The organism is Planococcus sp. SSTMD024, from assembly GCF_041320495.1.
GTDB lineage: Bacteria > Bacillota > Bacilli > Bacillales_A > Planococcaceae > Planococcus.
In genome coordinates, this window is record NZ_JBGGNS010000022.1 from 882155 (window position 1) to 907783 (window position 25629).

A 25629-nucleotide genomic window follows, 5' to 3' on the forward strand; every position below is an offset into this window, starting at 1 on the left:
GTATGCTTCCTGGCTATCAAACAAATATTGAATTAGGCCCTATATGGTTAAGCTACCCCGAAGTTCTGCATAATGTGTGCAGGAAACGTGACAATTTATCGTTTAGTAAAATAATTAAAGTTTCCACGGCAGAAGCAAGCAGTTTTCCCCTTATATGCACAAAAACTCGAAACTTTTCCGTTATAGTTGAATGAAATGCTGTATATAAAGGAATAATATGTTTAATCCAGAACCTGTTATAAAATGATTAAATTTATATTGATGATATGTTGCTGCTTTTAACTCTAATCATAGCATCGTCATAAATTCGATATGTGGAGCAAAACTGCGTAGACTCCCGTGGGAAAGCGAGAAAGACGAGACCCCGCAAGGAATAAGTGAGTGAAGCATTGCTGAACTCATTTATTTGCGACGCATCTGCTGTGCAGATGTGGGAGCACAAGGGTTTCGGAGCGACTGAGGAGGCTCGGCGCTCGCCCACAGGAAAGCGGAGCAGTTTTGAGGAATATACGGTATCATTTTTTGAAAAAAGAGTCGCTGAAAGAGGGAGTATATGTTCAATCGACTGGCATTAAAAATCGGCCTATTGTTTTTCGTCTTCATCGTCAGCATCGAATTGTTCTTGTTTTCAACGCTCTACATCACCTACGTTAACGAACGCGTCGACGAAGTGATGTCGAACTTGCTCGCGAGGGGCAATACCCATAGCGATGTGCTCGAAGACAGCTTCAATGAAACGACCTTGTCCCATGTCGCGATGATGGAATCGTCTTCGGACTTCATTGTCATCATCACGGACGAAAACGGCAACGAATTGACCCATTCCGACCGGATCGAACCGGAAATGCTCGACGTGCTCGGCCATACCGACATCGACCAAGTTCCGGAACAAGGTGAAATCCTCGAGGACAATTGGCAAGATGAGCGCTTTATTGCGACTGACAGCCCGATTACGATCGCTGGCGAGCACCGGGGCCATGTGTTCATGTTTGCGGAAACGAACCACATCAAGGCGATGGTTGACCGCATGAGAAATCAATTCCTTCTCGGCGGTTTGATTTCGGTTCTGCTGACGGTCATCACCATTTTCCTGTTGTCGCGCTTTATTACCTTGCCGCTTATCCGCATGAAAGAAGCGACGGAGCAACTCGGCAAAGGGCAAAGCGACGTGGCGCTTCATATCGAACGCAACGATGAACTCGGCGAACTGGCCAACGCCATCACCCATCTATCCGATGATTTGGGCCGGCTCAAGCAAGAGCGCAACGATTTTCTCGCAAGCATTTCCCATGAACTGCGCACGCCGCTTACCTATATGAAAGGCTATGCCGACATCGCGAGCCGCCCGGGGCTGACCGAACAAGAGCGGGAGGAGTACCTCGCGATCATCCGCGAGGAAACCGGCCATTTGACGAAGCTCATCAAGCAATTATTCGAACTGGCACAACTGGACCACAATCAATTCTCCATCCAAAAAGAACGGGTGCCAATCGATGCGCTATGCCATTCGGTCGCAGCGCTCGTGCGTCCGGCATTCAATGACAAGCACATCACGATCGCAGTCGAATGCGATCCGGAAATCACCGCGTGGATCGACCCGGCACGCTTCCAGCAAGTCTTGCTCAATATCCTCGACAATGCGCGCAAGCATTCCGAGCCGAACACCATCGTCACCTTGCAAGGGCGCCAAGACGAAGACTCCATCTTCATCAGCGTGGCCGACCAAGGCGAAGGCATTCCGGAAAACGACTTGCCGTTTGTCTTCGACCGCCTCTACCGCGTCGACAAATCCAGGTCGAGGCAGTCCGGCGGCAGCGGGCTTGGGCTCGCGATTGCCAAGGAACTGGTCGACTCGCACGGCGGCCAAATCCACATCGATTCTGCGTCAGACCTTGGAACGATGGTCACCATTACATTGAAAAGGGGGGACGGGCGTGCATAAAGTTCTATTGATCGACGATGAGCAGCGCATGCTCGATTTATTGTCCTTGTATTTAACGCCTCATCATTACCAGTGCACGAAAGCGCAAGGGCCGCGGGAAGCGCTGCGCTATTTGGAAACGCAGGCGTTCGACATTGTCCTGCTTGATATCATGATGCCCGAGATGAGCGGTTTTGAGCTATGCGCCAAAATCCGCAGCTTTTCGGATGTGCCGATCATCATGCTGACGGCGCGCGAACAACAGGAAGACATCGTCAAAGGGCTCAAGCTCGGCGCAGATGATTACATCACCAAGCCGTTCAACGAAGAAGAATTGCTCGCCCGCATTGAAGCATTACTCCGGCGGCAGGCACCGAAAAACATCATCGAAGTGGGCGGCTTGAAATGGAACGAAGAACGCTTCGAATTGAGCTATTTGGGCACGCCGATCAAATTGACGCCGAAAGAATTCTTCATGGTCGGGCAATTACTGAAAAACCCCGGCAAAGTGTTTTCGCGCGACCAATTGATTTTGCTCATTTGGGGCTATGACTCGGAAACGGAAGGGCGCACGATCGATTCGCACGTCCGCAATGTCCGGGAGAAAATCCGCCAATCCGGCTTTCCGGTCGACAAGCATTTCTTGACCGTTTGGGGCGTCGGCTATAAATGGTTGAACAAAGCCGAATAAACGCACAAAAGAGCCAGCCGGAAAATATTCCCGCTGGCTTGCTTTGTCTTATGCGATTGAACGGCAAGCCTCTGCACAGTGGTGGCAAGCTTCCGCGCATTTCTTGCAATGGTCGTGCATCTCGGCATGTTTCCGGCATTCTTCGCCGCAAGCCTGGCAGATCTCCGCACACACTTTCGCCAGTTGGGAGACGAAAGGTGAATTGCGCGTGATCGCCTGTTCCAAATACGCGCACATGTCTGCGCATTCCCGGTCGAGACGGATGCATTCCGCCATCATCTTGACATCGTCTTCCTTCAGGCAAGCATCGAAGCAATGGTTGCACGCCGCCATGCAATCGTGCAGCGTTTCGAGCAATTGCTGGTGTTGTTCGTGAGCCATTCCAAAAACCTCCTTATCAAATTTAACTTGTCAGTAAGGAAATTTCCCGCTCGAACTGGAAGTAAACGGAATGTACCGAACTCGATGGAAATTCCATAGAAACTGCACAAATTCCCAAAAGTCGCGACTGGCCGTTCTCGATAATTTCTCGATAATTGACGCTTATAATGCAGTCAAGCGAACCGAAAATCAATTCAAGAGGTGAAAGCACATGGCAAAACAGGACGAAACGAAACCGCATGCAGACGATCATTCACCGAGGACTCGCCATTACCAAATGCATAAAGACGATTCGACCGTTCAGAAAGAGCATGCCCACACTGAACACGAGCACACTGGGCATGAGCCTGCAGGTCACGAAGGCGGACACGGCCACCATGGCCACGGCGGCCACGAAGACATGGTGGAGGATTTCAAGAAGCGATTTTTCATCTCGCTGACCTTGACCCTTCCGATCCTTGCGATTTCGCCGATGATCCAGCATTTTCTCGGCGTTGATTGGCGCTTCGAAAACGATCTGTATGTCTTGTTCGTCTTGTCGTCAATCGTCTTTTTCTACGGCGGCTGGCCGTTTCTTGTAGGCGGCATCGCTGAATTGAAAGACAAAGCGCCGGGGATGATGACCTTGATTGCGCTTGCGATCACTATTGCCTACAGCTATAGCACGCTGGTCGTATTCGGCTGGGATGGCAATCAGCTGTACTGGGAACTTGCGACGCTTGTCACCATCATGCTGCTCGGGCATTGGATTGAAATGCGCTCCATCATGGGGGCGTCGAACGCGCTTGAACAGCTCGTCAAATTGATGCCGAATGAAGCGCATCGCTTGAATGACGACAAACAAGTCGAAGATGTGCCCTTGTCCGAAATCCGCAACAAGGATTGGGTATTGGTCAAGCCGGGCGAAAAGATTCCCGTCGACGGCGTCATTGTCGAAGGCCGTTCCGCGGTCGATGAATCGATGCTGACGGGTGAATCGATCCCGATTGAAAAAGAAGACGGCGATTCGGTCATCGGCGGTTCGGTCAATAAAGAAGGCTCGCTCATCGTGGAAGTCGAGAAGACCGGGGAAGATTCGTATTTGTCCCAAGTCATCACGGTGGTCAAAGAAGCCCAGGAATCGAAATCGAGAACGCAGGATTTGACGAACCGGGCCGCAAAATGGCTGTTTTACCTGGCGCTCGTCGCCGGATTCGCCACGCTGTTTGCCTGGCTCACACTCGGCTACGCCTTTGATATCGCCATCGAACGCATGGTGACGGTCATGGTCATCACGTGCCCGCACGCACTCGGTCTGGCAGCACCGCTCGTCGTCGCGGTCTCGACCTCGATTTCAGCGAAGCAAGGCTTATTGATCCGCAACCGCGCGGATTTTGAAGGCGCACGCAATTTGAACGCTGTGGTGTTCGATAAAACGGGAACCTTGACGAAGGGAGAGTTTGGGGTCACCGACATTATCGCAAGCGATGGCTATACCGAAGAACAAGTGTTACAGCTCGCCGCAGCGATTGAGCAGAACTCGGAACACCCGATTGCTACGGGAATCGTCCAATCGGCAAAAGACCGGAATTTGACGGTCGGCAAAGTCACCGATTTCGAATCAATCACCGGCAAAGGCATACAGGGGCAAGTGGACGGCAGGAAAATCAACGCCGTCAGTCCCGGTTATATCAAAGGCGAAAACTTGCCGTATGATGAACAAATCTTTAACGACTTGTCAGAACAAGGCAAAACGGTCGTTTTCATCTTGGTTGATGACAAGCTTGCCGGCATGATCGCACTTGCCGATATGGTGCGCGATACGGCGAAGCAGGCGGTCGCGGCCTTGAAGGAAAAAGGCATCCACTCGATCATGCTCACGGGCGATAACCAGAAAGTCGCGAACTGGGTGGCCGCGCAGCTCGGCATTGATGAAGTCTACGCTGAAGTGCTGCCGGATGATAAAGCGAACCAAATCAAGAAAATCAAAGACCAAGGCTGGCGTGTCGCCATGACCGGAGACGGCGTAAACGATGCCCCGGCACTCGCGACCGCTGATCTAGGCATCGCAATCGGCGCGGGAACCGACGTCGCGATGGAAACGGCAGACGTCGTCCTCGTCAAAAGCAACCCAAACGATGTCGTCGCGCTTATCGACTTGTCGAAAAAGACGTACCGCAAAATGGTCCAGAACTTGTGGTGGGCAACGGGCTATAATATTTTCGCCATCCCGCTCGCTGCCGGCGTCCTGGCGCCATGGGGCATCGTCGTCAGCCCGGCAGTCGGTGCTGTGTTCATGAGCTTAAGCACGGTCATCGTCGCGATCAATGCGAAGCTGCTGAAAGCATAAAATGAACAGCAATACTAAAAAGAGCGTCCATTCAATATGAGTGGACGCTCTTTCTTTTCATCTGTAATAAGCATAGGAAATGCGGAAAGAAACTTATATAGTAAAGCTAACAAGACTTGGCTGATTGCCAAAGCCGAAACGAACGGAGAGATGGAATGGAACTAAAAAAATTAGCGGTGTGGGCGGCTGAACAATACGCAAAAATCCCTGTTATAGAAGCGGTCATGCTCGCGGGATCGGTATCAAGGAATTGGCAGGACGAATTTTCGGATATTGAGTTGCTCATCTTTTGGAAACAAGCGCCATCAGACGAAGAACGTAAGCAAACCATCCATCAACTGGGCGGCAAATTATTGGAATTTCATCCATACGAAGACCAAGAATGGGCGGAAACCTATACCGTAAACGGCGTAAAGTTTGAAATCAGCAGTTTCCTGACCGAGACGATTCGCCAAACCATCCATCAAGTGACCCGGGAACTCGACGTCGATCCAGACAAGCAATGCATTGCCGCAGCCGTCCAACACGGCCTGGCGCTCTATGGGGAAACAACCATCGAGCAAGTGAAAAAAGAGGTCTCGCATTATCCACTGGAATTACAAGAAGCGGTGATTAACCACTTTAGCGATTTCGGAAGCCGTTGGAACAACCGGGAAGCGCTCGTTCACCGGAAGGACTGGCTCATGTTCTATCAAGTGGTAGTTTCTGTGGAAACCAATATCATGGGCCTGCTATTCGGTTTAAATCGCCAATTCATCCCGCATCCTGGCTTCAAATGGCAGCGCAATTCACTCGCACTGATGGACATCAAACCGGACAACTGCGCCGCCCGCGTGGAAGCGGTGTTTTTTCAAGAGCCGTCTGACGCCATGAAAGAACTGGAAACGCTCATTGAAGAAACCTTTAAGCTGATCCATCAAGAACTCCCGCATATCGACCTTTCTGAGGCTGCCCGTAAAGCTTCGTTTGTCAGGCCAAAGACTTGAGCGAACGCGTAATGTCCCTTTTTCGCAAGAATTCATCGAACAGGAAGAACACCACTGCTGCGAATAATGCGAAATACATAAGCGTTCCGAGGAATAGATATGTGAATAAGCCGAATCCTAAATGGATAATAAAGGCGAGCGGAAAGCGAAAGCGTTTCACGCCGGAAGTCACGAAATCGGACACTAAGGAAACAGGAATGCCGTAAACCACGCACCCAAATAAGAAAATTAAGAACACAGAAGCGATAAAATACAAATCTGCCAAATCTGTGCCACTAGAGTCAGTACCCATCAAGTTATCTAGAAGGAAAGCGAGAACAATCGGAGAAACTGAAGCGAAAGACGCTGCTTTAACTTTTCGGAATAACGTACTCTTAGTGGAGAGGCATTTATTGATTGTTAGAAATAATATCAAGATGATCAGGCTGAAGGCGATTTTCAGTCCGGTTGCTAAGAAACTGGTCCATATAACAAACCCCAGAATTATAAGAACCGGTATATATAATAGATATTTGTACATGCGTATTCCCCCTGCTTTCATTGTAACAAGCCGGAGTCTATGGAACTATGCAAAATAAAACAAGCTGAAATGAGCATAAACAACAAAACAAAAAGGGACAAAGCCTTGGCTTTGTCCTTTTTCAGAGTGTTGAATAAGTCTAAAATCTACTAAACTTTTAAAAAAGTAACTACGTTTTGACATTTAAAAATCAAAAATCTAGCTTAGTATTTGGAGAAGCGTTTGCTCGACTCCTGTGGGACCAGCGGGTTTGAGAGACCCCGCAGGCAATGAATGAGCGAAGCTATGCTGAGCACATTCATTTGCGACGCATCTGCTTGCAGATGTAGGAGCACAAGGGTTTTCGATAGCGGCTGAGGAGGCTCGATTCCCGCCCCACGGAAAGCGAGCGATAAGCTTCGGAAAATACGACTTCTTACCTTTCTCGACAGCCTGAAAAAGGGACAAAGCTTCAGCTTTGTCCCTTTTCTACGTTCGACGGCGAGGATCGGAATACCACACCGTCCAGGCTCAGGCACCTGCCGCAATCACCGGTTCCATCGCTTCATATTGCGGCTTTTTGTTCTGTTCGCCGCATCCTGCGAGCAATAACGCACCGGCTAGCAACAGCACGAACAAGTGGCGCTTCATCGGAACCTCCTCCTTATAAAGTATGTAGAGGTTTTCGTGGAGGGATGAACCGATTTGCATAGCGACGCAAAGGCGTTTGGCATGGGAAATCGCTTTGTGATTGATTACATTATATCATTTTTCCTGCACAAAAACTGCCCCTTTGTACTGAATAATCTGTGAAAGTGCGTTACACTAGAAATAACCATATTTTCAATATTATCTAATTTTGAAAAATTAGAGATATAGCCAAGGGATGGACAGACAAGGGGCGATAAAATGATTTTACACAGCGAAAGTTTCGGCAAAGGGGAACCGATCGTATTCCTCCACAGCGGGCTGCAGACCGGGCTCACCGATTTTGAATACCAGCGCGATTATTTCAAGGAACAGTTCCAGGTCATTGTGCCGGACCTTCGCGGGCATGGCAATTCCGTCAGCACAGACCTTAGCGATATCTTCGAGGGCAATGCAAAGGATTTGGCAGAAACACTTGAACGAATGGGAATTGGCTCGGCCCATATCGTTGGTGCTTCACTCGGGGCTTTGGTCGCAATCGTTTTCGCCAAGCGTTTCCCGGACAAAGTGAGAAGCCTGACGATATCTGGCGTCATGGCGGAACAGCCGGACAACTGGGCGCAATTGCGCGAACAGGAAGCGCGCAACCAACAACAGATTTTCCAGTACGAAGAAACAAACGCTTATTTCGATCAGCTGCATAAAGGCGATTGGCGGAAACTCATCGAAATGGGGCAGAATGAAGATTGGTATCCATTCGAAGAAACGAAAGACCTTTCCGCCATTGCTGCGCCGATCCTCTACATCGCAGGGGAAGGCAACCCGAGCGAAACGAAAGGCGTCTTGTATTACCCGGCCAAGCAGGACAATGTCCATGTGTCGGCCATCCCGTTTGCATCCCATTTGGTCCATGCCGAACAAGCGGAATTGCATGCGAAAACACTTGAACTGTTCCTAAGCCACGTCGACTAATCAGGAGAGGGGCCGATAGCTCATGAAAAAAATCGGATCACTTTTGGCAATACTGCTCATCTTAAGCGGCTGTGCGGAAGGCGACCGCTACATTTACAACGGGAGCGGCGATAATTGGGATGTCTTCTATACAGTCGACGTCACTTCGAAAGACAGCAAGGAAGCGACCGGGAAAATCGTCTACACCGGCGAAGAGCCGGCCCCTGAGACCATCATCTATTCAATCGAATCGACTGCCGGCGCATCGAGCGGCAATGTCACGGTCGATGACGGCGAAGTGCTGGTCGGAAAAAGCGCCTGCGAGGGCTGTGCGGTCATCCAACGGGACGAAGAACTAGACGTCGAGATTAAATGGGACGGGCAAGTCGAAGAATTCGTATTGACGAATGAATAGAGGAATGAGCCGATGTTGGATAAGGACAGGGCGATGCATATCAACAGAATAGCGGTCATCACCGTCGGGAAAACACATAGCGGCAAGACGACGTTCGCGAAAGTGCTCGAGAACAGGCTCGGCAATGCCATCGTCGTCGATCAGGACACGCATGCAGAAATCCTGCAAAGCTATTATCCGGCACTGATACCAAAAGAAGGGCCGAATACCATCAAATTCGCGTTCACGAAAACCATCGTCGATCATGCGGTCGACCAAACCGATTGCCATATTATTCTGTCGAACGCCAACCGCAACCGGCAAGGCCGTTTGAAGCTGCTGGATTTTTACCGGGCAAAAGGCTTTACGACCGTGTTAGTGCATTTCGACATTGCCGATGAGATCTTGGGAGCAAGAATCGATCAGGCGGGTCGCAGTACAGCCATCTTGCGCACCATTTCTTCATTCAAAGACGTCCTCGCACGCCAACAGGCTGAATCTGTCGATAATCCTGGTGTCATCCCTACACCAGGTGAAGCGGATTACTTGTTTAGCGTCGCAAATGAACAGCAAGCAGAAGCGGCCATATTAGCAATCAAGGAAATAGCTGCTAGGGGGAATGGCGCATGAGAAAACAGCAAGTCCTGGCCCTGCTGTTGGTCACGGCCTTCATGTTAACGGCGTGTCAGAATGGTTTGCTGAGCGACGGCCAACACCCTGCCGACAAAATCGTCTTGCATCAAATGGAAAGTTTCGGGCAAGTGAAAGAAAACTCGCGGTTCGAAGTGACGGATGACCAAACAATCGAGTTATTCGCTGAATCGATTTCCCGTGCCGATAAAGTAGCGGGCGTCGCGGATGTAGCGGACCCTGATTTCAAAGTAGAGTTCGGTGATAAAGCACTCTATTTATGGATAGCGGAAGGTCATGGTTCCGTCATGGATGTAGAAGATACATATACGCTCTATACTTTGGAAGAGAAAGACGCTGATCGCATCCACACTTTTCTTTCATCAGAAAATCTGCTTGATTGAATGGGAAAAGATAGTAAGGGAGGCCGGGGGATGAAGAAGTTTTTCTTATCGATAGCAGGCGGCCTTGTCCTCGGGCTCATGCTATCGTTCAGCGTCATGGAGTATGACAGCAGCTGGACACACCACATCCAAAGGGCTGGTGTCGACCAAGTGGTGGGAGAGATGGATTTCGATTTCGTCTTCACTGCCTCGCTTCTAGTTCTCGGGATTTCCGTATTGATTTTTGCCGTTTGGAGTTTCATTGAAAAGAAGAAGGATGAAAAGTTTATTAGAGACTTTGAGAAAAACAAAAAACGAGAAAACTAAATGCACTCCCGCGGCATCTCATAGAAGATGCTTTTTTTCATGCCGTTATTTTTCTGCTTAACAGGGGATACAGAGAAAAGCAGCGAAATTTTTCAGCAAAAATCAGAGGAGGGCTATTGTATGGACAAATCGATCAAAGCGTTCGTCTTCGATGTGTATGGCACCTTGTTCGACGTTATCGCGATTAAAGAGCAATGCGAGGAGGTGTTTCCCGGGCACGGCGACGCCATCAGCCAGGCCTGGCGCACAAAGCAAGTCGAATACTTCATGATGCGCCAGCTCATGGGCAAATACGAAAGCTTTTACAAAGTCACACGGAGCGCCTTGAAATACGCGCTCGAAGACGAGGGGCTCGAATCGTCTGAAGACATCGAGCAGCAATTGATGGACGCTTATTTGCAGTTGCCGCTTTACGAAGAATCGAAAGCGGTATTGAAGCAACTCCAGGATCAGAAACTGGTCGTGTTCTCGAACGGCTCGCACGACATGCTTGATCCCCTGATAGACAATGCAGGGATCAAAAACTTGCTCGACAAAGCCGTCAGTGTCGATGAGATCAAGCAGTTCAAGCCGGCACCCGCCGCGTATCAATACGTCCTGGATCAATTAGGGGTCGAGCGTGAGGAAATCCTCTTTATGTCATCGAACGGCTGGGACATCTCGGGTGCGAAGAATTTCGGCTTCCGCACCGCCTGGATCAACCGGAAAGGGGCACCGGTCGAACAGCTCGGCCTGGCGCCGGATTTTATCTTTCAGGATTTGAATGGCTTATTGGAATGGGAGTAACTCCTCTGAAAGGTTAAACCCGATTATTCCGGGTAAACTACTATTAGATAGACAGAGGAGGCATTCACTTGAATAGATTGCAATTAGGGGATTTAGCCCCGTCGTTCTTACTGCCCCGTGCGGAAGGCGGCGACTATTCACTTCAACAAGACCTAACGGAACGCCCAGGCTGGCGCTTCGTCATTTTCTTCAGAGGTTCATGGTGCCCGGTATGCAACGAGGAGTTGCAGGAAATCCAGGACAGCCTGTCATATTTCGAAAGCAAGGACATCCATTTTACAGCGCTTTCCACAGACAACCAGCAAGATCTCAATGAAATGAAAGAAAAGCACGGCTTGACGTTCCCGGTCTTGGGGGATGCGAAACAAGACGTGCTCAACCAATACGGCGTCTATTACCACGGTGAAGATTCACCGTACGAAGACCACGGCATTCACGGCGAGCCGGCGTATTACCTGCTCGACGAAGAAGGCAAGATCATGTACCAGCAGCAGCAAACGAGCCCGTTCGGCCGCCCGCATGCAAAAGAATTGCGCAAGATCGCGGCGTACATCCGCAAAAACTTAAAATAATACACACAAAAGAGCTTGGAGGCGATTCTCCAAGCTCTTTTTCGTGACTTAATCCGTTTCCCGCACCGCGAAATAATTGTCTTCCGCATCCGCAAAATTGAAAGTGCGTCCCGTCGGCATCTCGACAATATCGCCGACCGTCACCCCTTTTCCGGCTAACTCGTTGCGCAGCTGTTCGAAATTGTTCGCATAAAACAATAGCGACGGCGTCTCCAAACTCAAGCCCGTATCCATCTGCTCAAGCAAGTTCTTGTCGTGCAACACGATGCTCGTCTCCGCATCTTTCCGTGGCGCAATCTCAATCCAGCGCATGCCGTCGTTATCCTCATCATGCATCACCGTAAAGCCCAGCTTCTCCGTCCAAAACGCGACTGCCGCGTCCTGGTCGCGGACATACACCATCACCTGTCCGATCTTTGCAATCATTGAGTCTCCTCCTTCGGATAAAATAGTGATTCTCGTCCCATAACAATTCGATGGGGAAACGGAAAATCCTTTCAGCTTTCAGCCATTTAAGAGGAGCGTTTTAAGCCAAGTGAAACGATGAAGTTTTCGACGAATGAAAGAATTCCGACGACAAAGCATGGAAAGCTTACAAGAAACACTTCAATCCAAGAAGCGCCCAAGAAGCGGAACAACAAGGCAGAAAGAATGCCTGCAATAAAATAAACCGGTACAAATTTCTTGGATAATAACAAGGGATTCAGGTCAATCACTCCTTGGTCGACTCGATTTTCTAACACAATTGAATAAAGTGACAAATCCCATCTTTACATAAAAATGGGACATTCACAATCCAAGTCATTGAAGTTTGATACACTAATCATAGTAAGCCTAAAAGAGGAGGAGACCGATGAAAAAAACACCAAAACTCATTCTATTCTTTACGCTCGGCATCATTACCGGTTTTATCTTGTCATCTCTGTTCAGATAAGGAGGCAATTACATAATGGAAATTCGTAAAGCACAAGCCGAAGACGCAGCAGGCATTCGAACAGTCTGCGCAGCCGGCAACCGCAGCACTTATCCCGGCTTATTGCCGCAACATGAAATCGAACGTGTCATCGAGAAGTTCTATAATGAACAACGCATATTGAGTGAAATCGAAAACATCAGTCAGGAGTGGAATGGCTGGTTTGTCGCGGTGGAGAACGGCGAAGTGGTCGGAGCGGGAGGCGGCGGTTTCACAGGTGAAGAAGTGGCGGAAGTCTTTGTTCTCTATTTGGATCCGGCGCGCAAATACCAAGGCATCGGCACCCAATTGCTCGAAGCAATCACCGACGACCAAAAAGCCCGCGGCGCTCATACGCAATGGGTGTCGGTCGCCAAAGGCAACAGGATGGCGATTCCGTTTTACGAAACGCGCGGCTTTACTTTTCAATACGAAGAACCGGCTTATGGCATGCCGGAAGACTCCGAACACATGTCGGTCCGCTATATGCGCAAACTGTAGACACGTGCCGGAATCAGGAAGGAAGTGGATGAGATGAAGAAACAGATGATGTGGGAGAATGACGAAACGGCCGGTTGTGAATTGGCGGAACTCTCGGTGGAAAATGGCGAAATCCGTATTGATAGCACGGTCTTGTTTTTGGACGAAAAAGGCCCGGTGAAAACCCACTATCAATTGGAATTGGACGAATCGTGGGCAACGAAACGACTCGCCATCAAAAGCGGGGATGGCCACGCACTCGAGCTCACATCGTCAGGGGAAGGGCAATGGTTCGGTCAAGACGGCCAATTGCTCGAGGAACTATCCGGAGCCATCGATATCGACATCTCCGCAACGCCGTTCTCCAATTCCTTGCCGATCAACCGGAAAAGCTGGCATGAAGGGCAGACACGCGAATTTGAAATGGTCTATATTGCGGTTCCGTCGCTGGAGCTGCGGAAGATGAAACAAATCTATACTTGTGTAACAGCCAGCCATCCGCGGACTTTTCGCTACCAGTCCGAGAACTTCGAGTCGTTGATCGAAGTGGATGAGGATGGCTTTGTGATCCATTACCCCGGCTTGTTCACCCGAATCTATTAAAGCAGCAAAGGCGAGGACGGCTGCTTTTAGATTATTGAAAAAGGTGAGAAGTCGTATTTTCCGAAGCTTATCGCTCGCTTTCCGTGGGGCGGGAATCGAGCCTCCTCAGCCGCTATCGAAAACCCTTGTGCTCCTACATCTGCTCAGCCCTCACGATGTTCGGGCATCGCAAAAAAGATTTGCAAGCAGATGCGTCGCAAATGAATGTGCTCAGAATAGCTTCGCTCATTCATTGCCTGCGGGGTCTCTCAAACCCGTCGCTTCGCTGCTCCCACAGGAAAGATGAGGTCGAACTACGTGAGACCTTATCTTTGCGAAGTAATGCGCAGCATTATTGAGCAGAAGGGTTTACGAGCGAACGCTTCTCCAAATACTAAGCTAGATTTTTGATTTTTAACTGTTAAAACGCAGTCACTTTTTTAAAAGTTTAGTAGATTTTAGACTTATTCAACACTCAAAAAGCAGCAAAGGCCATCGCCTTTGCTGCTTTTTGCGTTCATCCGATTTCATTTTTTGAAAGGGCAATGCTTTTATCGCGCTGCAAAGCCCGGAACAGGTAGTACAAGCCGGGCAACGCAATCAGCAACCCAATCCCCACATAGCTATAGCGGATGTTCCAGTCGAAAAACGGCACGGATGCAAACAGGATCCCGAGCGGCATGGCGCTGCGCAAAAATAAGAGGCGCACGGCGCTCAACTGAGCAAGCCTGTCGCGCGGTGCTTCGCGCTGAAAGATCGCCGCATTTTGCGCGTTGAACAAAGGAAACAACAAACCGCCGAAAGCTTCGCACAGCCAGGCAAACGGAACCGATTGGACGAAATACAACAACACAAAAGACAAACCGCCGCCGATCAAGCCGATATACATCGTCCGATCATTTTTCGGCAGCTTTGTGAGCAGCAGCATCCCCGCTACATACCCAATTGGAAACGCCCCTTTGAAAACACCATATTCCCACGCTTCGCCTTCCAAGACGCCGCGGATAAACGGAACACTCAACACGAGCGTTGCCCCGACCGCAAACGACACCGTCGCTGACAAGACGGTCAATTTGAACAGTCCAGGGTGGCGAAAGAAGCTCGCGTAGCCTTGTTTCAATTCCGTCCACCAAAATTTCTTCGTCCAAGGCGCCAGTGGCTGTTCCGGGAATGCAGGCAGCTTCGATAATGCGAGAAAGCTAAGGAAAAACAACAGCGCCGACACCCCATGAATCCACTGCATCGGTAAGACAAGTAAAAACAGTGCCGTAACGCCCGGCGCGAGAAAGCCCATAAGCCGCAGCGTCCCGTCGAGCAGCCCGTTAGCATTGGCCAATTCGTCTTCTGTGCAAAGTTCAGGGAGCAATGAAAACGACAAGCTCGCAAAAATTGGCTGCAATAAGCCGAGCACGCATTGCAATGCGACCAACCCGGTAATGACGCCTATGTCACTGGCGATGAAAAAGCCAACAAGCGGCAATAAGTATGCACCCGCACGGATCAATTGGATGCGGCGCAGCATGCGGTCTTTTCGCACATGATTCAAAAACGGCGCGCTCACTCCCTGCAACAGGAGAGACGGAATGAAATAGACGAGCCATAAAACGCCCATCCATTCGCGCGATCCGGTCAACTCATACAATAACAATCCGTTGACGATGGCGCCGGCCGCACCGCCGAATTCGGAGATGACTTCACCGGCCCATAGCGACTTGAATGCCCGCGAATAGCCTGTCACTGAGATAAGCCCAAATAGCGGTTCAATTGGCTGGAAAACGCTTCGAGTTTCTCGGACCGGATCGAATAGACGCCTTTCTCGACTTTCACAAATTTCGCCGCTTTCAACAAGGCCAGTTGATGATGCAAAGTCGTCTTCGACATATTGAACTGAATGCTTAGCTCCTGCAGGGAAGCCGGAGCCTTGCGCAATTGAAACAACACATTCAAGCGCAGCCCGTCACCAAGCGCTTTATGCCCTTGGATCAATTCGTTCGGCGGCACTTCCGGGTCGAGCAGCTGCTGTTCGCTGACCGGATAGAAAAACAGTTTCACATCCGCCGTACGGATCGTCAGCACCCACGGCCGGTACGACACGTGCGGGATGAGCTTGACCGACCATACGGAAGGCTCCGGGGCATACGCGACTCCCGCCACGCGTTCAATTTCGTCCGCCGCATTCGCGGAATCAAGCCCGCGGTGCTGCTTTTCTTCAAACGCCAGCGCCTTCAGCCATTTTGCGATATACGGCTTCTCGGCCATCCAGTCTTGCCATTCACTCAGCACCGTGAAAAACAACTCGCTCAGCTGTGCTCGTGAATGCCGGTGAACTTGCCGCACGTAGCTGCTGAGATACGCGTGCCCTTCAAACAACTCGGCATATGGCTCCCACAGGCCGCCATCTTCCGGACGCTGTGCCGCTTCGCCGCGCAACGCTTCCGCAGCCCGGCTGTGATAGGGAAGCAGGCGGTCGTAAAACCGCGCGTCCGACATGCCCGAAAGCCGCTCCGCAAATTCATCCACCGAGCGGGCCCCGAAGTCATTTTGCAACAACAGCAAGCCGTACCACAGATTCGTCTCTTCGATCTTCGCCAGTAGCTCGAGCAAAGTTGCAGGCATTGCTTCGGCATCCTTAGTCCATTCCTGATCCATCTCAAACGTATGGCGCAATTGCCCATGCGTGTAGCCCGCAATCCCGACAATCCATTCCCACACCGGCGACTGCTCAATAGACAATTGAACCGTCTCTTCCGGCAACGCCGCATCCATGATTTTCATTACAACAACCTCCTATAAGCATTTTCTTTATTCTAAAGGAACGGAATTTATTATTCAATATAAATTGAATTTAATATTCGTTTTATTTTGAATTAGAGGGATAGCTATAAACTTTATATAGAAGAAAGTGAAAAATTATGTCCAACACATAGAGCCCATTTTAAAAAAAGCGCAAAAAAAGAGCACCCGAGATTTCGGATACTCCCTGAATCATATAGTCATTTTAGAAACGTCTGAAGCTGTGGAATTTAGCTCCCCAGTATGGTCCGTTCAAGCTTTTCACTTCTGCTTTCGGGCCGCCAGAGTGGACGAACTGGTTGTTCCCGATGTAGATCCCAACGTGTGAGATCCCTGGGCGGTAAGTGTTTGCGAAGAAGACAAGGTCTCCTGGGCGTGGGCTTGAAACTTTAGTGGACTGTGCATATTGGGAAAGCGTTGTGCGTGACACGCTTTTGCCTGCTTGCTTGAATGCGTATTGTACGAATCCTGAGCAGTCAAACCCAGCTGTCGTCGTGCCGCCGAAACGGTACGGGATGCCTTTAAGTGCTAGTGCTTTAGAAACGACTGCTGAAGAAGAAACGCTTGCTGTTTTAGCAGAAGCCTGGACAACGCCAGATCCTGATGATTTTGTCACGAGTGAGCTATGTACCCAGCCGTGAGTTCCGCTAGTGCGGACTTTGAACCATTTGCCGCTGCCGATTGTAGCAGTTTTTGTTACAGTTGCCGTTGCGCCTTTAGGAGCGACTTTGATGACGCCGTGGCTTGTGCCGGCATCTCTGCGGACGTTTGTTGCATATTTGAATTTATACGTGCTGTTGGAAACCTGAACGATCGCTGGCTCAGATGCTTTCTGTGCGACTTCTGTCTGTGGCTGTGCTTGTGCTGTATTTTGTGCGTCTGTAGCTGAACTAGAAAAGACCAATGCGCCTGCTGCGAGTAGTGTAAAGAATGCTTTTTTCATTTAGTCAGTACCTCCGAAGTAGTGTTTTTTTAAATTTATGTTATGTGGATATAAAGATTATCATTAATTTGCTCTGCCACTTACTATATAGACTGCCCCCTATAAAAACAATGTCTGTGCAGTTTCATTTAGGTTACAGCAATATTACAAGTGAATGACTGCTCATAAACCCAGTCATACCAATGGTTTTAAAGGTGGTAATATTTTGAAGTGGATGTTTATTTCTTTGAAAAACGGGAAATAGGAGTGTTTTTTCCGGTTTTGAATACACTGAATATTACGGGTGAACAAATTCTATACTAAAATTAAGACCCTTTAATTTCCAATTCGGGACTCGGAATCCCCTTACAGCAGTTTTTTAGTCAATTTAATCATATAATTATTAGAAAAATCAAAAATTATAGCAATAAAGCTTTGTTACACAACTGTAACAATTCATTCATTGCTTTATTTTTGCGGGTTAGGGGTATACGGGGATTAATAGAAGTATTTGAGTGGGGGAGATTGCGCTCCAGGCGGAAGCTTGCCCAGGGGCGGGAATCGAGCCTCCTCGTCACTCCGTTCCTGCGGGGTCTCTCAAACCCGCTGATCCCTCGGGCGTCACCGCCTTACGCTCCATCTCTAGTTTTAGAGGGGCAGTAAATGCCATATTTCACTGAGTGATAAGCGCTACTGGTAGAAAGAGCTTTTTGAATTTCTGCTTACTTATATAGAAGAAAGTAGTTTTGACGAATCAAAAGTTGAGTCTAGAAAACCTCACTTCACCTTTAATACAACTCACCGCGACTCGGCGTGAAGCGCCGGGAGCAGTCTCGCATTCTTCGTATCATCACAAACTAAAAACCATGAAATCCAATTGATCCAGTCATTTCACATTGAACTGACCCGAGCGCCGGTGCGCACAAGGGCTAGGCGAAGTGATGAGGCCGGTGGTGTTCCGGGCTCAACACGAAAGCCATGCCCAAAGCGCCAAGCGGAGTAACCGCAGAAAAAGGGGTCAATACAGGAAAAGCTGCTCGGTGCATTTCTATTCAAATCGCTCACCGCGACTCAGCGTGAAGCGCTGGGAGCAGTCTCACATGCTACGTAACACCACAAAATAAAAACAATGAAATCCAAGCGATCGACTCATTTCACAATGAACTGACCCGAGCGCCGGCGCGCATAAGGGCTAGGTGGAGTGAGGAGACCGGTGATGTCCCGGGCTCATCACGAAAGCCATGCCCCAAGCGCCAAGCGCTGTATCACCGGATGCCACACCAAGCATTCTCACTTCACCTATTACTCGTTCATTTACTAATAGAAGAAACAAAACACATATCTTATAGAAGGGGGGCTGTCCACATGAAGAAGATTCTATCGATCGATGGCGGGGGCATACGGGGAATTTTGCCTGCGATGGTGCTGTGTGAGCTCGAGCGGCGGACGGGAAAACCCGTCGCCGAACAATTCGATATCTTCGTTGGCACTTCGACCGGCGCCATCCTGGCACTCGGCCTGCTGGTCCCGGACGGCAAGAAGCCGCGCTATACGGCGAACGACATCCTTGGCCTCTACGAAAAAGAAGCCGAGCGCATGTTCCGGAAATCCTTTCTCCACCGCTCGTTCGGCCTCGTCGGGCGATTCCTGCACACGCAATACAATCACCGCGAATTCGAACAAGTGCTCAAGCATTACTTCAACGGCCTTCAATTATCCGACCTGCTGCAGCCGGCCGTCATCCCGACTTATGACATCCACGGAAGGCACGCACATTTCTTCAAAAGCACCGTCATTGAGTTGAACGAACGCCAGCCCGACAGCGAAATCCGCCACATCATCCGGGCTGCGACGGCGGCGCCGAGTTACTTCGCGCCGGCGAAGATTCCGGATTATCCGAAAGCGGCGTTCATCGACGGCGGCGTCTTCGCCAATGACCCTGGCATGAGCGCCTATACCGAGGGGCTCGAACTGTACGGCGACGAAGAGGAAGACTTTCTGCTCGTGTCGCTCGGCACCGGGGAAGCGCAGCGCGAAGTGGAAGTGACCGGCTGGCGGGCCTTTTTCCATTACGGCTGGGCACGTTCCTTATTGAAAGTCATGATGGACGGCAGCTCCGACTCGGTCGACCATCAGCTGCGCCACTTGTTGAAAGACGAAGGCATCGACCAGCGCTATTACCGGTTCCAGGAAAAACTGCCCGCAGACGATTCGGGCATCGAACAGCTCGACCGCGTGACGCCGGAAAACCTCGCCCGGCTGCGGCAAGTCGCGAAGCGCATGATCGACAGGCAAAGCGACGAACTCGATAAATTATGCCGTTTGTTATGACTTGTCATCGAAGTGTAATGCGTTTGTCGTGGTAATTACAAAGGCAGCTCAGTTAAAATAAGCGAGGAATCATTATGAAAAGAGGTCAACCCAATGGCACGAAGATACGGCTATATGGACTGGATGCGGGTGGTCGCGATCATTACGGTCGTCGGCGTCCACGTCGTTTCGAAAATCATCAATAACCACACCACAGGCGATTGGGAATGGCATTACGCAAACGCGATCGACAGCGCACTTCGCTGGTGCGTGCCGATATTCTTCATGTTGAGCGGCGCGTTGTTGCTGACGCGCGACTCGAAAGAACCAATCGGCGAATTTCTTAGGAAGCGGCTCGGCAAAGTGTTGTTGCCGCTTGCGTTTTGGAGCGCCGTCTACATGGCCTATAATATTTTCCAGCTCGGTGAGGAGTACACGCCAGGGCAAATGCTCGGTGCATTCATTTCAGACGATATTTATTACCATCTCTGGTTTCTCTATATCATCACGGGGCTGTACTTGATGGCGCCGTTCTTGCGTCTGCTCGTCAAGCATATGGACAAGACGATGTTTCATTATTTCTTTGCGTTCTGGTTCCTGTTCTCGGCCGCCGTGCCGATCATCACCCGGGCGACGGGCTATGAAGTGGCGTTCGCCGGGCAAATGTTCGCGCCGTACATCGGCTATTTCCTGCTCGGTGCCTATCTCGTCATGTACCCGCTGCCGAAGCGCTGGCTTCCGACGCTTGGCGTACTCGCGATCATCGGCTACGCCGTGACGCTATACGGCACCGTTTCCGCGAACACGGGGCGTGAGGCAGGCGATTTCGATGACTTTTTCTACGAGCATTATTATCCTCACGCAATCTTCATCTCCTTGTTCGTTTTCGTCGCGTTCCAGCAGCTCGGCAAGAATCTCAAATCGACGCCGCTCATCACGCGCATCAGCACGGCCACGTTCGGCATCTACATCATCCATCCGCTGATCCAGACCTATTTGAACCGCTTGTTCGGTTTCAATGAAACGACGATCAACGTCTGGGTCGGCGTTCCGCTGTCGTGGATCGTCATCTTCATCTTGTCGTATATCGTCATCCGCTTGATGCAGAAAACGCCCGTGGTCAAGCGGCTGGTCCCTTAGGATTTGGAAGCAGTTGGTCCGTTTCACTCATTGAGTGAAGGGGGAGATGAATAATGTGGCTGTGCTTCGCTAAGGAAGTTGATTAAGAATTTGATGGATTTGATAGAATAACTCGTATTGGATGGAATACCATGATATGCTGTATTTAATTGTAAATAAAGGCGGGTTTATGGGTATAAAGGGGTGATAGTATCAAAAAGTCGATTTGGCTGGGCATAATTATCGCGATGACGATTGTACTATCGGCATGCACACATAATGAAGTCATACGGGTCGGCGTGCCGTTTACCGATGGCTTGACAGAAGGTGTCCATTATAAAAAAGACATCAAAGACCGGGCTTCGCTCGTGACACTCAGAACAATCCTGAAAAACGAAACAGAGCTTGAATCGCTCGACAGGCTGTCGGTCGAACCGCAAGCTGTCTTCACCATTGACCGCCCGGATGATGGAGTGCAGGAAGTGCGCCGTTTCGTCTGGTACCGTGACAGCGGCCGGGCGATCATGTCCAATGAACGCAACGTCTTGTCCCCAAAAGAAGACCAAGAATTCTTCAGGCTGACAACAGAACAGACGCAGGAATTGAAAAAGATCCTTCAATAGCGACTAAAGTGAATAGTATGAACAACAAAAAGTCCTGCCTGGTGCGGGGCTTTTGTTTTGGGCAAATGGAGCAGATCACCCGATAACGAAAGTGGCACGTATCAAATTTATGCAAAACAATTAAGCCACGCTTTCCATAAACGGATAAGCAGGGGTACCCAACAATTCAGAGATCCTGATTCTTGGTACTAGATAGACAAAAAACTTGAGGACATCCATTGTTGAAGCTTTGTCAGCGGATACAACGGATGTAGAATATCAAAACTAAATGCTTTAACTGAACAAAAGCAGGCCCGAGAAAAAAATTTTCCGGCCTGCTTTTTTGTTTTAAGAAATCCTGAAACTGCAACAAATAGATTTTTACATTGTTTTAGTAATATTTATTCATTATAATGAAAATTAAGATAATTAATTAAGTTAAAAAGTTCTATCAGATAAGTATTTAAGTGGGCATTAATAAGTGCAAATAGGTTAACCCTAGTTTTCTGCCATACAATCACTCAATGAGGAGGAAAAAGAATGGACAATGTATTCTTGCTACTATTTTTGCTTTCTGGGATTGCTCTGGTTATAGGCTTAATCAAACCGGGTCTTGTTGTGAAGTGGCTGCCTCAATCCGGACGCAATCGAAAGAAAGTTGTGATGTACTTTGTGCCTGCGTTATTGATTTCATTCGTAATGGTGGGAGTTACGGCGGATCCGGTCGAAGAAGACTTGGCAGCCTTGGAAGAAGTGGAAGCTAAAGCGCCGCCTGAAGAAGAGGCCGCCGATGAAGATGCTGAGCGTGAAGCGGAAGAACAGGCCGCCCGCGAAGCAGAAGAGCAAGCAGAACGCGAGGCACAAGAAGAGGCAGCCCGTGAAGCGGAAGAAGCAGCGGAACGGGAAGCAGAAGAAGAGGCCGCTCGAGAAGCGGAAGAAGCAGCGAAAAAGGAAGCTGAGGAAGCTGCGGCAAAAGAGGCAGAAGAACAAGCGGCGGCTGAAGCAGAACGAGAAGCGGAAGAAGCTGCAGCCCGTGAAGCTGATGAAGAAGCCGCGCGCGTTGCGGCCGAAGAGGAAGCGGCCGAAAAAGCGGCTGCCGAAGCCGGAACGCTATCCCAGCAGCAAGCGGTCGAGCACGCCAAAAACTACATCAGCTATACTGCCTTCTCGAAGAGCGGCCTAGTCGAACAATTGGAATTCGAAGGCTATAGCAACGCAGATGCTGTATATGCAGTCGACAAAATCGATGTTGACTGGAGGGCTCAATCTGTTTTGAAAGCCCAAGATTACCTGGCATACACAGCTTTCTCCAAGTCCGGCTTGATTGAACAGCTCGTCTTCGAAGGCTTCAGCAATGATGACGCAGCGTATGCTGTGGAAAACATCACTGTTGACTGGACAGAACAAGCTGTCAAAAAAGCGCAGGATTACTTGGACTACACGCCATTCTCGAGAGCCGGCCTCATCGAACAGCTTGAATTTGAAGGCTTCAGCAACGCTGACGCCGTCTACGCGGTAGACACTATCGGCCTGTAATCATAGAAAGATTATGCAAAACTCAAAACGATTTGGAGCAGTCCAAGTGACTGCTCTTTTTCATGGATTAGAAATCCGCAAACACTAAGCTTCATCAGCAGGCGGATGCGAGATACAAATTTATTTACTTTTGACTATCTCCAATTAGCGAAATCTAAAAGCAGTTCCGCGCCAAGGGTGAAGCGAAGCAATAAGACAAGTGCTCTTCTTGGCTTATTGCGAAAGCTCAACCCAAAGCGGCGACTGCGACTCCTCAAGCGCATGCTGAAAATCGAATCCATCCTATGTATATATCATGTGTCAGTCTCATCTCACATAACTTATCAACTAGCTATAACTCCCGCATGACTATTTATACTCCACGTTCTCTTCAACACAAATCCATCAAATAAAGCTTGTTACAATAGACACAATTTTTTGTAAACGCATTCTATTCCGAAACCCGAAGTAGTATAATAACTTTGCTTGACCATTATGAACTAAGAGGAGATGGAAGAATGAGCAAGAAACTATCCTTGACGCTCGCTGCTTCAGTGCTTGCGCTAGGCAGTTTGACAACAGGGGCACCAGCGATTGCTGCGGGGGATCATCACGAAATGGCGAAAGAAAAAGCGCCAAAATTCGTGAACAGCAAAGGGAAAAACTTTAAAGACTACGTCCAGGAATGGAAAAAGAACGGCAAAAAAGGAAAATTGAAAGAAGTCGAATTACAGATTCTCGGCACCTCGGATTTACATACAAACTTCGTCAACTATGATTATTACCGCGACGCGAAATCCAATTCCTTGTCGCTCGCGAAAACCGGCGTCTTGATTGAAGATGCGCGCGAAGAAAACGACAACACCTTGTTGTTCGATAACGGCGACTTGATCCAAGGCACTCCGTTCGGTGGCTACAAAGTGAGCGTCGACCCGCTCGAAGACGACGAATTGCATCCGGCATTCGCAGCGCTTGAGTCGCTGGATTTCGATGCCACGACACTCGGCAACCACGAGTTCAACTTCGGCCTCGACTATCTCGATAACGCACTCGAAGAAGCGCCGTTCCCGGTACTCAACGCCAACGTGTACGACGCCGAAACCGGCGAGAACCGTTTCACACCGTACACGATCATGGATAAAGAAGTGACCGACCGCAAAGGCAAGAAACACACGATTCAAGTCGGCGTCATCGGCGTCGTCGCACCGGGCATCATGGAATGGGACCGCGCGCATCTTGAAGGCGAAGTCATCGCCAAAGATGCCGTCGAAACGGTCGAGAAATTCATTCCGGAAGTCGAGAAAGCAGGAGCGGACGTCGTCGTCGTTCTGTCCCACTCCGGCATGGGCGATGAAGTGCATACGGTCGGCGAAGAAAACGTCACGTATCAATTAACGGAAGTGGAAGGCGTGGATGCCATCATCACGGGCCACAACCATGACGTGTTCCCAGGATCGTATAGCGAACTGGCGAACGTCGACCAGGAAAACGGCACGATCAACGGCACGCCGGTCGTCATGCCTGGTAAATTCGGCAGCCATCTCGGCGTCATCGATTTGACGCTTGAGCCGCGCGGCAAGAACTGGCGCATTGTAAACGGCGAAGCGGAACTGCGCGCCATCGATTCCACGACGGATGAAGTGGCAGAACAAGTCATCGAAGCCGTGAAAGAAACGCACGAAGGCACGGTGGAATACATCCGCAGCCCGGTCGGCGAAACGACCGCGCCGATCAACAGCTATTTCTCACTCGTGCAAGATGACCCGTCCGTGCAGATCGTCAATAATGCACAGCTTTGGTATGCCGAGCAGCAACTCGCTGGCACAGCGAACGCCGATCTACCGCTACTTTCCGCAGCGGCACCGTTTAAAGCAGGCGGGCGCAACGGCGGCGATTATTACACGAACATCGAAACCGGCGAAATCGCCATTAAAAATGTCGCGGACTTGTACGTCTACGACAACACCGTCTTCGTCTTGAAACTAACAGGCGCAGATTTGAAGGAATGGCTCGAAATGTCAGCCGGCCAGTTCAAGCAAATCGACCCGAACGCATCGGGCGAGCAGACATTCATCAACGACAACTACCGTACGTATAACTTCGATGTTATCGACGGCGTAACGTACGACATCGACATCACCGAGCCGGCGAAATACGACGGCGAAGGCGCTGTCGTCAACGAAGGCGCGGAACGCATCGAGAACCTTCAATATGAAGGCGCAGCGATCGACCCAAACCAGGAATTCTTAGTTGTGACGAACAACTACCGTGCGAGCGGCAACTTCCCGGGTGTCCGCAATGCGACAGAAGCGATCGACTTTGCGTATGAGAACCGCCAAGCGATCCAGGATTACATCGTGGAAGTCGGCACAATTGACCCGTCCGCAGACGGCAACTGGCAATTTGCGCCGGTAGCAGGCGACCCGAACCTTGTGTTCGAGACGTCGAACTCCGCAAAATCCTTGGCAGAGAATGAGCCTGCGATCCAGTACATCGAAGTCACGCAAAACGGCTTCGCGAAATACGGCTACACGATCCAGTAAACAGAAAAACAGACCCGAGAGAGTTTCTCTTGGGTCTGTTTTTTTGTTTTATATAGGAGAGGATAGTGGGGGAGATTGCGCTTCAAGCCGAGGCTTTGGGCCCGCAGGATGCGGGTCATGCAGCTGATGCGACAGGACGTCGCGTTTTCAGCTGCCCGGGGGCCGGTTTCAGCCGCTTCCCTCGCTATTCCTCCCGGAGTCGCGGCTTTCCGCTTCATCTCTACTGATAGAGTAGCTATATCATCAGATTTAGTAATGAAAGATGAAAAAACAATCTGCGTCCATTTGTTTGTGCAGTGGATTTGAAAACTTT

General features: G+C 49.9%; 24 protein-coding genes. 18 read left to right on the forward strand and 6 right to left on the reverse strand.

All coding sequences use genetic code 11. From position 1 onward, the window contains the following. Positions 1–553 precede the first annotated feature (553 nt). Together AB9R92_RS13110 and AB9R92_RS13115 are read left to right on the forward strand one after the other, a co-directional pair. Positions 554–1942: a sensor histidine kinase gene (locus tag AB9R92_RS13110; protein ID WP_370669867.1), complete on the forward strand. Its 1389-nt coding sequence runs from the start codon at positions 554–556 to the stop codon at positions 1940–1942. Then, a complete protein-coding gene (locus AB9R92_RS13115; RefSeq protein WP_370669868.1) occupies positions 1935–2612 on the forward strand; it encodes a response regulator transcription factor in 678 nt (225 codons plus the stop codon). The genes AB9R92_RS13110 and AB9R92_RS13115 overlap by 8 nt, the downstream gene beginning before the upstream one ends. A 48-nt stretch (positions 2613–2660) precedes the next feature. On the opposite strand, the gene AB9R92_RS13120 is transcribed toward AB9R92_RS13115, so the two are convergent. Beyond that, positions 2661–2993, reverse strand: coding sequence for a four-helix bundle copper-binding protein (locus AB9R92_RS13120; RefSeq protein WP_370669869.1), 333 nt, complete (start codon positions 2991–2993; stop codon positions 2661–2663). 277 nt (positions 2994–3270) lie between these two features. Between AB9R92_RS13120 and AB9R92_RS13125 the strand changes: the two genes are divergently transcribed. Both AB9R92_RS13125 and AB9R92_RS13130 read left to right on the forward strand, forming a co-directional pair. Further along, on the forward strand, positions 3271–5322 hold the full coding sequence (locus AB9R92_RS13125; RefSeq protein WP_370670113.1) for a heavy metal translocating P-type ATPase: 2052 nt from the start codon (positions 3271–3273) through the stop codon (positions 5320–5322). A gap of 155 nt (positions 5323–5477) precedes the next feature. Continuing rightward, positions 5478–6308, forward strand: a complete 831-nt coding sequence (locus tag AB9R92_RS13130; protein ID WP_370669870.1) for a DUF4037 domain-containing protein — start codon at positions 5478–5480, stop codon at positions 6306–6308. On the opposite strand, the gene AB9R92_RS13135 is transcribed toward AB9R92_RS13130, so the two are convergent. Then, a complete protein-coding gene (locus AB9R92_RS13135; protein ID WP_370669871.1) occupies positions 6292–6828 on the reverse strand; it encodes a hypothetical protein in 537 nt (178 codons plus the stop codon). The two genes, AB9R92_RS13130 and AB9R92_RS13135, sit on opposite strands and share 17 nt — an antisense overlap. Before the next feature lie 888 nt (positions 6829–7716). Here AB9R92_RS13135 and AB9R92_RS13140 point away from each other — a divergent pair. From AB9R92_RS13140 to AB9R92_RS13170, 7 genes are all read left to right on the forward strand, one after another. Beyond that, positions 7717–8427 (forward strand): alpha/beta fold hydrolase, encoded by a 711-nt coding sequence (locus tag AB9R92_RS13140; protein WP_370669872.1) that lies wholly within the window; start codon positions 7717–7719, stop codon positions 8425–8427. Between the two features lie 22 nt (positions 8428–8449). Beyond that, complete coding sequence (locus AB9R92_RS13145) at positions 8450–8821, forward strand: hypothetical protein (protein WP_370669873.1); 372 nt, start codon at positions 8450–8452, stop codon at positions 8819–8821. A 33-nt stretch (positions 8822–8854) separates the two neighbouring features. Beyond that, positions 8855–9430 carry an AAA family ATPase gene (locus tag AB9R92_RS13150; RefSeq protein ID WP_370669874.1) on the forward strand — a complete coding sequence of 192 codons (576 nt, stop codon included), beginning with the start codon at positions 8855–8857 and terminating at the stop codon, positions 9428–9430. Beyond that, positions 9427–9834, forward strand: a complete 408-nt coding sequence (locus tag AB9R92_RS13155) for a YhfM domain-containing protein (protein ID WP_370669875.1) — start codon at positions 9427–9429, stop codon at positions 9832–9834. The genes AB9R92_RS13150 and AB9R92_RS13155 overlap by 4 nt, the downstream gene beginning before the upstream one ends. A 30-nt stretch (positions 9835–9864) precedes the next feature. After that, complete coding sequence (locus AB9R92_RS13160; protein ID WP_370669876.1) at positions 9865–10140, forward strand: hypothetical protein; 276 nt, start codon at positions 9865–9867, stop codon at positions 10138–10140. Between the two features lie 120 nt (positions 10141–10260). After that, complete coding sequence (locus AB9R92_RS13165; RefSeq protein ID WP_370669877.1) at positions 10261–10926, forward strand: haloacid dehalogenase type II; 666 nt, start codon at positions 10261–10263, stop codon at positions 10924–10926. A gap of 68 nt (positions 10927–10994) precedes the next feature. Beyond that, the gene (locus AB9R92_RS13170) at positions 10995–11498 is read left to right on the forward strand and encodes a peroxiredoxin family protein (protein ID WP_370669878.1); all 504 of its coding nucleotides are present in this window, start codon (positions 10995–10997) and stop codon (positions 11496–11498) included. A gap of 48 nt (positions 11499–11546) precedes the next feature. Here AB9R92_RS13170 and AB9R92_RS13175 read toward each other — a convergent pair whose 3' ends face one another. After that, entirely contained in the window at positions 11547–11924 is a 378-nt protein-coding gene (locus AB9R92_RS13175) for a VOC family protein (protein WP_370669879.1), read from the reverse strand. A gap of 523 nt (positions 11925–12447) precedes the next feature. On the opposite strand from AB9R92_RS13175, the gene AB9R92_RS13180 reads away from it, so the two are divergent. Continuing rightward, entirely contained in the window at positions 12448–12951 is a 504-nt protein-coding gene (locus AB9R92_RS13180; RefSeq protein WP_370669880.1) for a GNAT family N-acetyltransferase, read from the forward strand. 33 nt (positions 12952–12984) lie between these two features. Next, entirely contained in the window at positions 12985–13533 is a 549-nt protein-coding gene (locus AB9R92_RS13185) for a putative glycolipid-binding domain-containing protein (protein WP_370669881.1), read from the forward strand. Positions 13534–14029: 496 nt separating this feature from the next. Here the strand turns inward: AB9R92_RS13185 and AB9R92_RS13190 are convergent, their stop codons facing one another. The 3 genes from AB9R92_RS13190 to AB9R92_RS13200 form a co-directional block, all read right to left on the reverse strand. After that, positions 14030–15250, reverse strand: a complete 1221-nt coding sequence (locus AB9R92_RS13190; protein WP_370669882.1) for an MFS transporter — start codon at positions 15248–15250, stop codon at positions 14030–14032. Further along, positions 15247–16287 carry an ArsR/SmtB family transcription factor gene (locus AB9R92_RS13195; protein WP_370669883.1) on the reverse strand — a complete coding sequence of 347 codons (1041 nt, stop codon included), beginning with the start codon at positions 16285–16287 and terminating at the stop codon, positions 15247–15249. The genes AB9R92_RS13190 and AB9R92_RS13195 overlap by 4 nt, the downstream gene beginning before the upstream one ends. Before the next feature lie 223 nt (positions 16288–16510). Continuing rightward, complete coding sequence (locus AB9R92_RS13200) at positions 16511–17248, reverse strand: C40 family peptidase (RefSeq protein ID WP_370669884.1); 738 nt, start codon at positions 17246–17248, stop codon at positions 16511–16513. A 1344-nt stretch (positions 17249–18592) separates the two neighbouring features. Between AB9R92_RS13200 and AB9R92_RS13205 the strand changes: the two genes are divergently transcribed. From AB9R92_RS13205 to AB9R92_RS13225, 5 genes are all read left to right on the forward strand, one after another. Further along, positions 18593–19558, forward strand: coding sequence for a patatin-like phospholipase family protein (locus tag AB9R92_RS13205; RefSeq protein WP_370669885.1), 966 nt, complete (start codon positions 18593–18595; stop codon positions 19556–19558). Positions 19559–19651: 93 nt separating this feature from the next. Next, positions 19652–20677 (forward strand): acyltransferase, encoded by a 1026-nt coding sequence (locus tag AB9R92_RS13210; protein WP_370669886.1) that lies wholly within the window; start codon positions 19652–19654, stop codon positions 20675–20677. 227 nt (positions 20678–20904) lie between these two features. Then, complete coding sequence (locus tag AB9R92_RS13215) at positions 20905–21279, forward strand: hypothetical protein (RefSeq protein WP_370669887.1); 375 nt, start codon at positions 20905–20907, stop codon at positions 21277–21279. 519 nt (positions 21280–21798) lie between these two features. Beyond that, positions 21799–22794, forward strand: coding sequence for an Ltp family lipoprotein (locus AB9R92_RS13220; RefSeq protein WP_370669888.1), 996 nt, complete (start codon positions 21799–21801; stop codon positions 22792–22794). Positions 22795–23291: 497 nt separating this feature from the next. Continuing rightward, the gene (locus AB9R92_RS13225) at positions 23292–25316 is read left to right on the forward strand and encodes a bifunctional 2',3'-cyclic-nucleotide 2'-phosphodiesterase/3'-nucleotidase (RefSeq protein WP_370669889.1); all 2025 of its coding nucleotides are present in this window, start codon (positions 23292–23294) and stop codon (positions 25314–25316) included. The last annotated feature ends 313 nt before the right edge of the window (positions 25317–25629 follow it).

Bases quoted from the DNA above. Each gene is read 5' to 3' on its own strand.
- AB9R92_RS13110 (WP_370669867.1), top strand. From the start codon at position 554: ATGTTCAATCGACTGGCATTAAAAATCGGCCTATTGTTTTTCGTCTTC.
- AB9R92_RS13120 (WP_370669869.1), bottom strand. From the start codon at position 2,993: ATGGCTCACGAACAACACCAGCAATTGCTCGAAACGCTGCACGATTGC.
- AB9R92_RS13125 (WP_370670113.1), top strand. From the start codon at position 3,271: ATGCATAAAGACGATTCGACCGTTCAGAAAGAGCATGCCCACACTGAA.
- AB9R92_RS13130 (WP_370669870.1), top strand. From the start codon at position 5,478: ATGGAACTAAAAAAATTAGCGGTGTGGGCGGCTGAACAATACGCAAAA.
- AB9R92_RS13135 (WP_370669871.1), bottom strand. From the start codon at position 6,828: ATGTACAAATATCTATTATATATACCGGTTCTTATAATTCTGGGGTTT.
- AB9R92_RS13140 (WP_370669872.1), top strand. From the start codon at position 7,717: ATGATTTTACACAGCGAAAGTTTCGGCAAAGGGGAACCGATCGTATTC.
- AB9R92_RS13145 (WP_370669873.1), top strand. From the start codon at position 8,450: ATGAAAAAAATCGGATCACTTTTGGCAATACTGCTCATCTTAAGCGGC.
- AB9R92_RS13150 (WP_370669874.1), top strand. From the start codon at position 8,855: ATGCATATCAACAGAATAGCGGTCATCACCGTCGGGAAAACACATAGC.
- AB9R92_RS13155 (WP_370669875.1), top strand. From the start codon at position 9,427: ATGAGAAAACAGCAAGTCCTGGCCCTGCTGTTGGTCACGGCCTTCATG.
- AB9R92_RS13160 (WP_370669876.1), top strand. From the start codon at position 9,865: ATGAAGAAGTTTTTCTTATCGATAGCAGGCGGCCTTGTCCTCGGGCTC.
- AB9R92_RS13165 (WP_370669877.1), top strand. From the start codon at position 10,261: ATGGACAAATCGATCAAAGCGTTCGTCTTCGATGTGTATGGCACCTTG.
- AB9R92_RS13175 (WP_370669879.1), bottom strand. From the start codon at position 11,924: ATGATTGCAAAGATCGGACAGGTGATGGTGTATGTCCGCGACCAGGAC.
- AB9R92_RS13180 (WP_370669880.1), top strand. From the start codon at position 12,448: ATGGAAATTCGTAAAGCACAAGCCGAAGACGCAGCAGGCATTCGAACA.
- AB9R92_RS13185 (WP_370669881.1), top strand. From the start codon at position 12,985: ATGAAGAAACAGATGATGTGGGAGAATGACGAAACGGCCGGTTGTGAA.
- AB9R92_RS13195 (WP_370669883.1), bottom strand. From the start codon at position 16,287: ATGAAAATCATGGATGCGGCGTTGCCGGAAGAGACGGTTCAATTGTCT.
- AB9R92_RS13200 (WP_370669884.1), bottom strand. From the start codon at position 17,248: ATGAAAAAAGCATTCTTTACACTACTCGCAGCAGGCGCATTGGTCTTT.
- AB9R92_RS13205 (WP_370669885.1), top strand. From the start codon at position 18,593: ATGAAGAAGATTCTATCGATCGATGGCGGGGGCATACGGGGAATTTTG.
- AB9R92_RS13210 (WP_370669886.1), top strand. From the start codon at position 19,652: ATGGCACGAAGATACGGCTATATGGACTGGATGCGGGTGGTCGCGATC.
- AB9R92_RS13215 (WP_370669887.1), top strand. From the start codon at position 20,905: ATGACGATTGTACTATCGGCATGCACACATAATGAAGTCATACGGGTC.
- AB9R92_RS13220 (WP_370669888.1), top strand. From the start codon at position 21,799: ATGGACAATGTATTCTTGCTACTATTTTTGCTTTCTGGGATTGCTCTG.
- AB9R92_RS13225 (WP_370669889.1), top strand. From the start codon at position 23,292: ATGAGCAAGAAACTATCCTTGACGCTCGCTGCTTCAGTGCTTGCGCTA.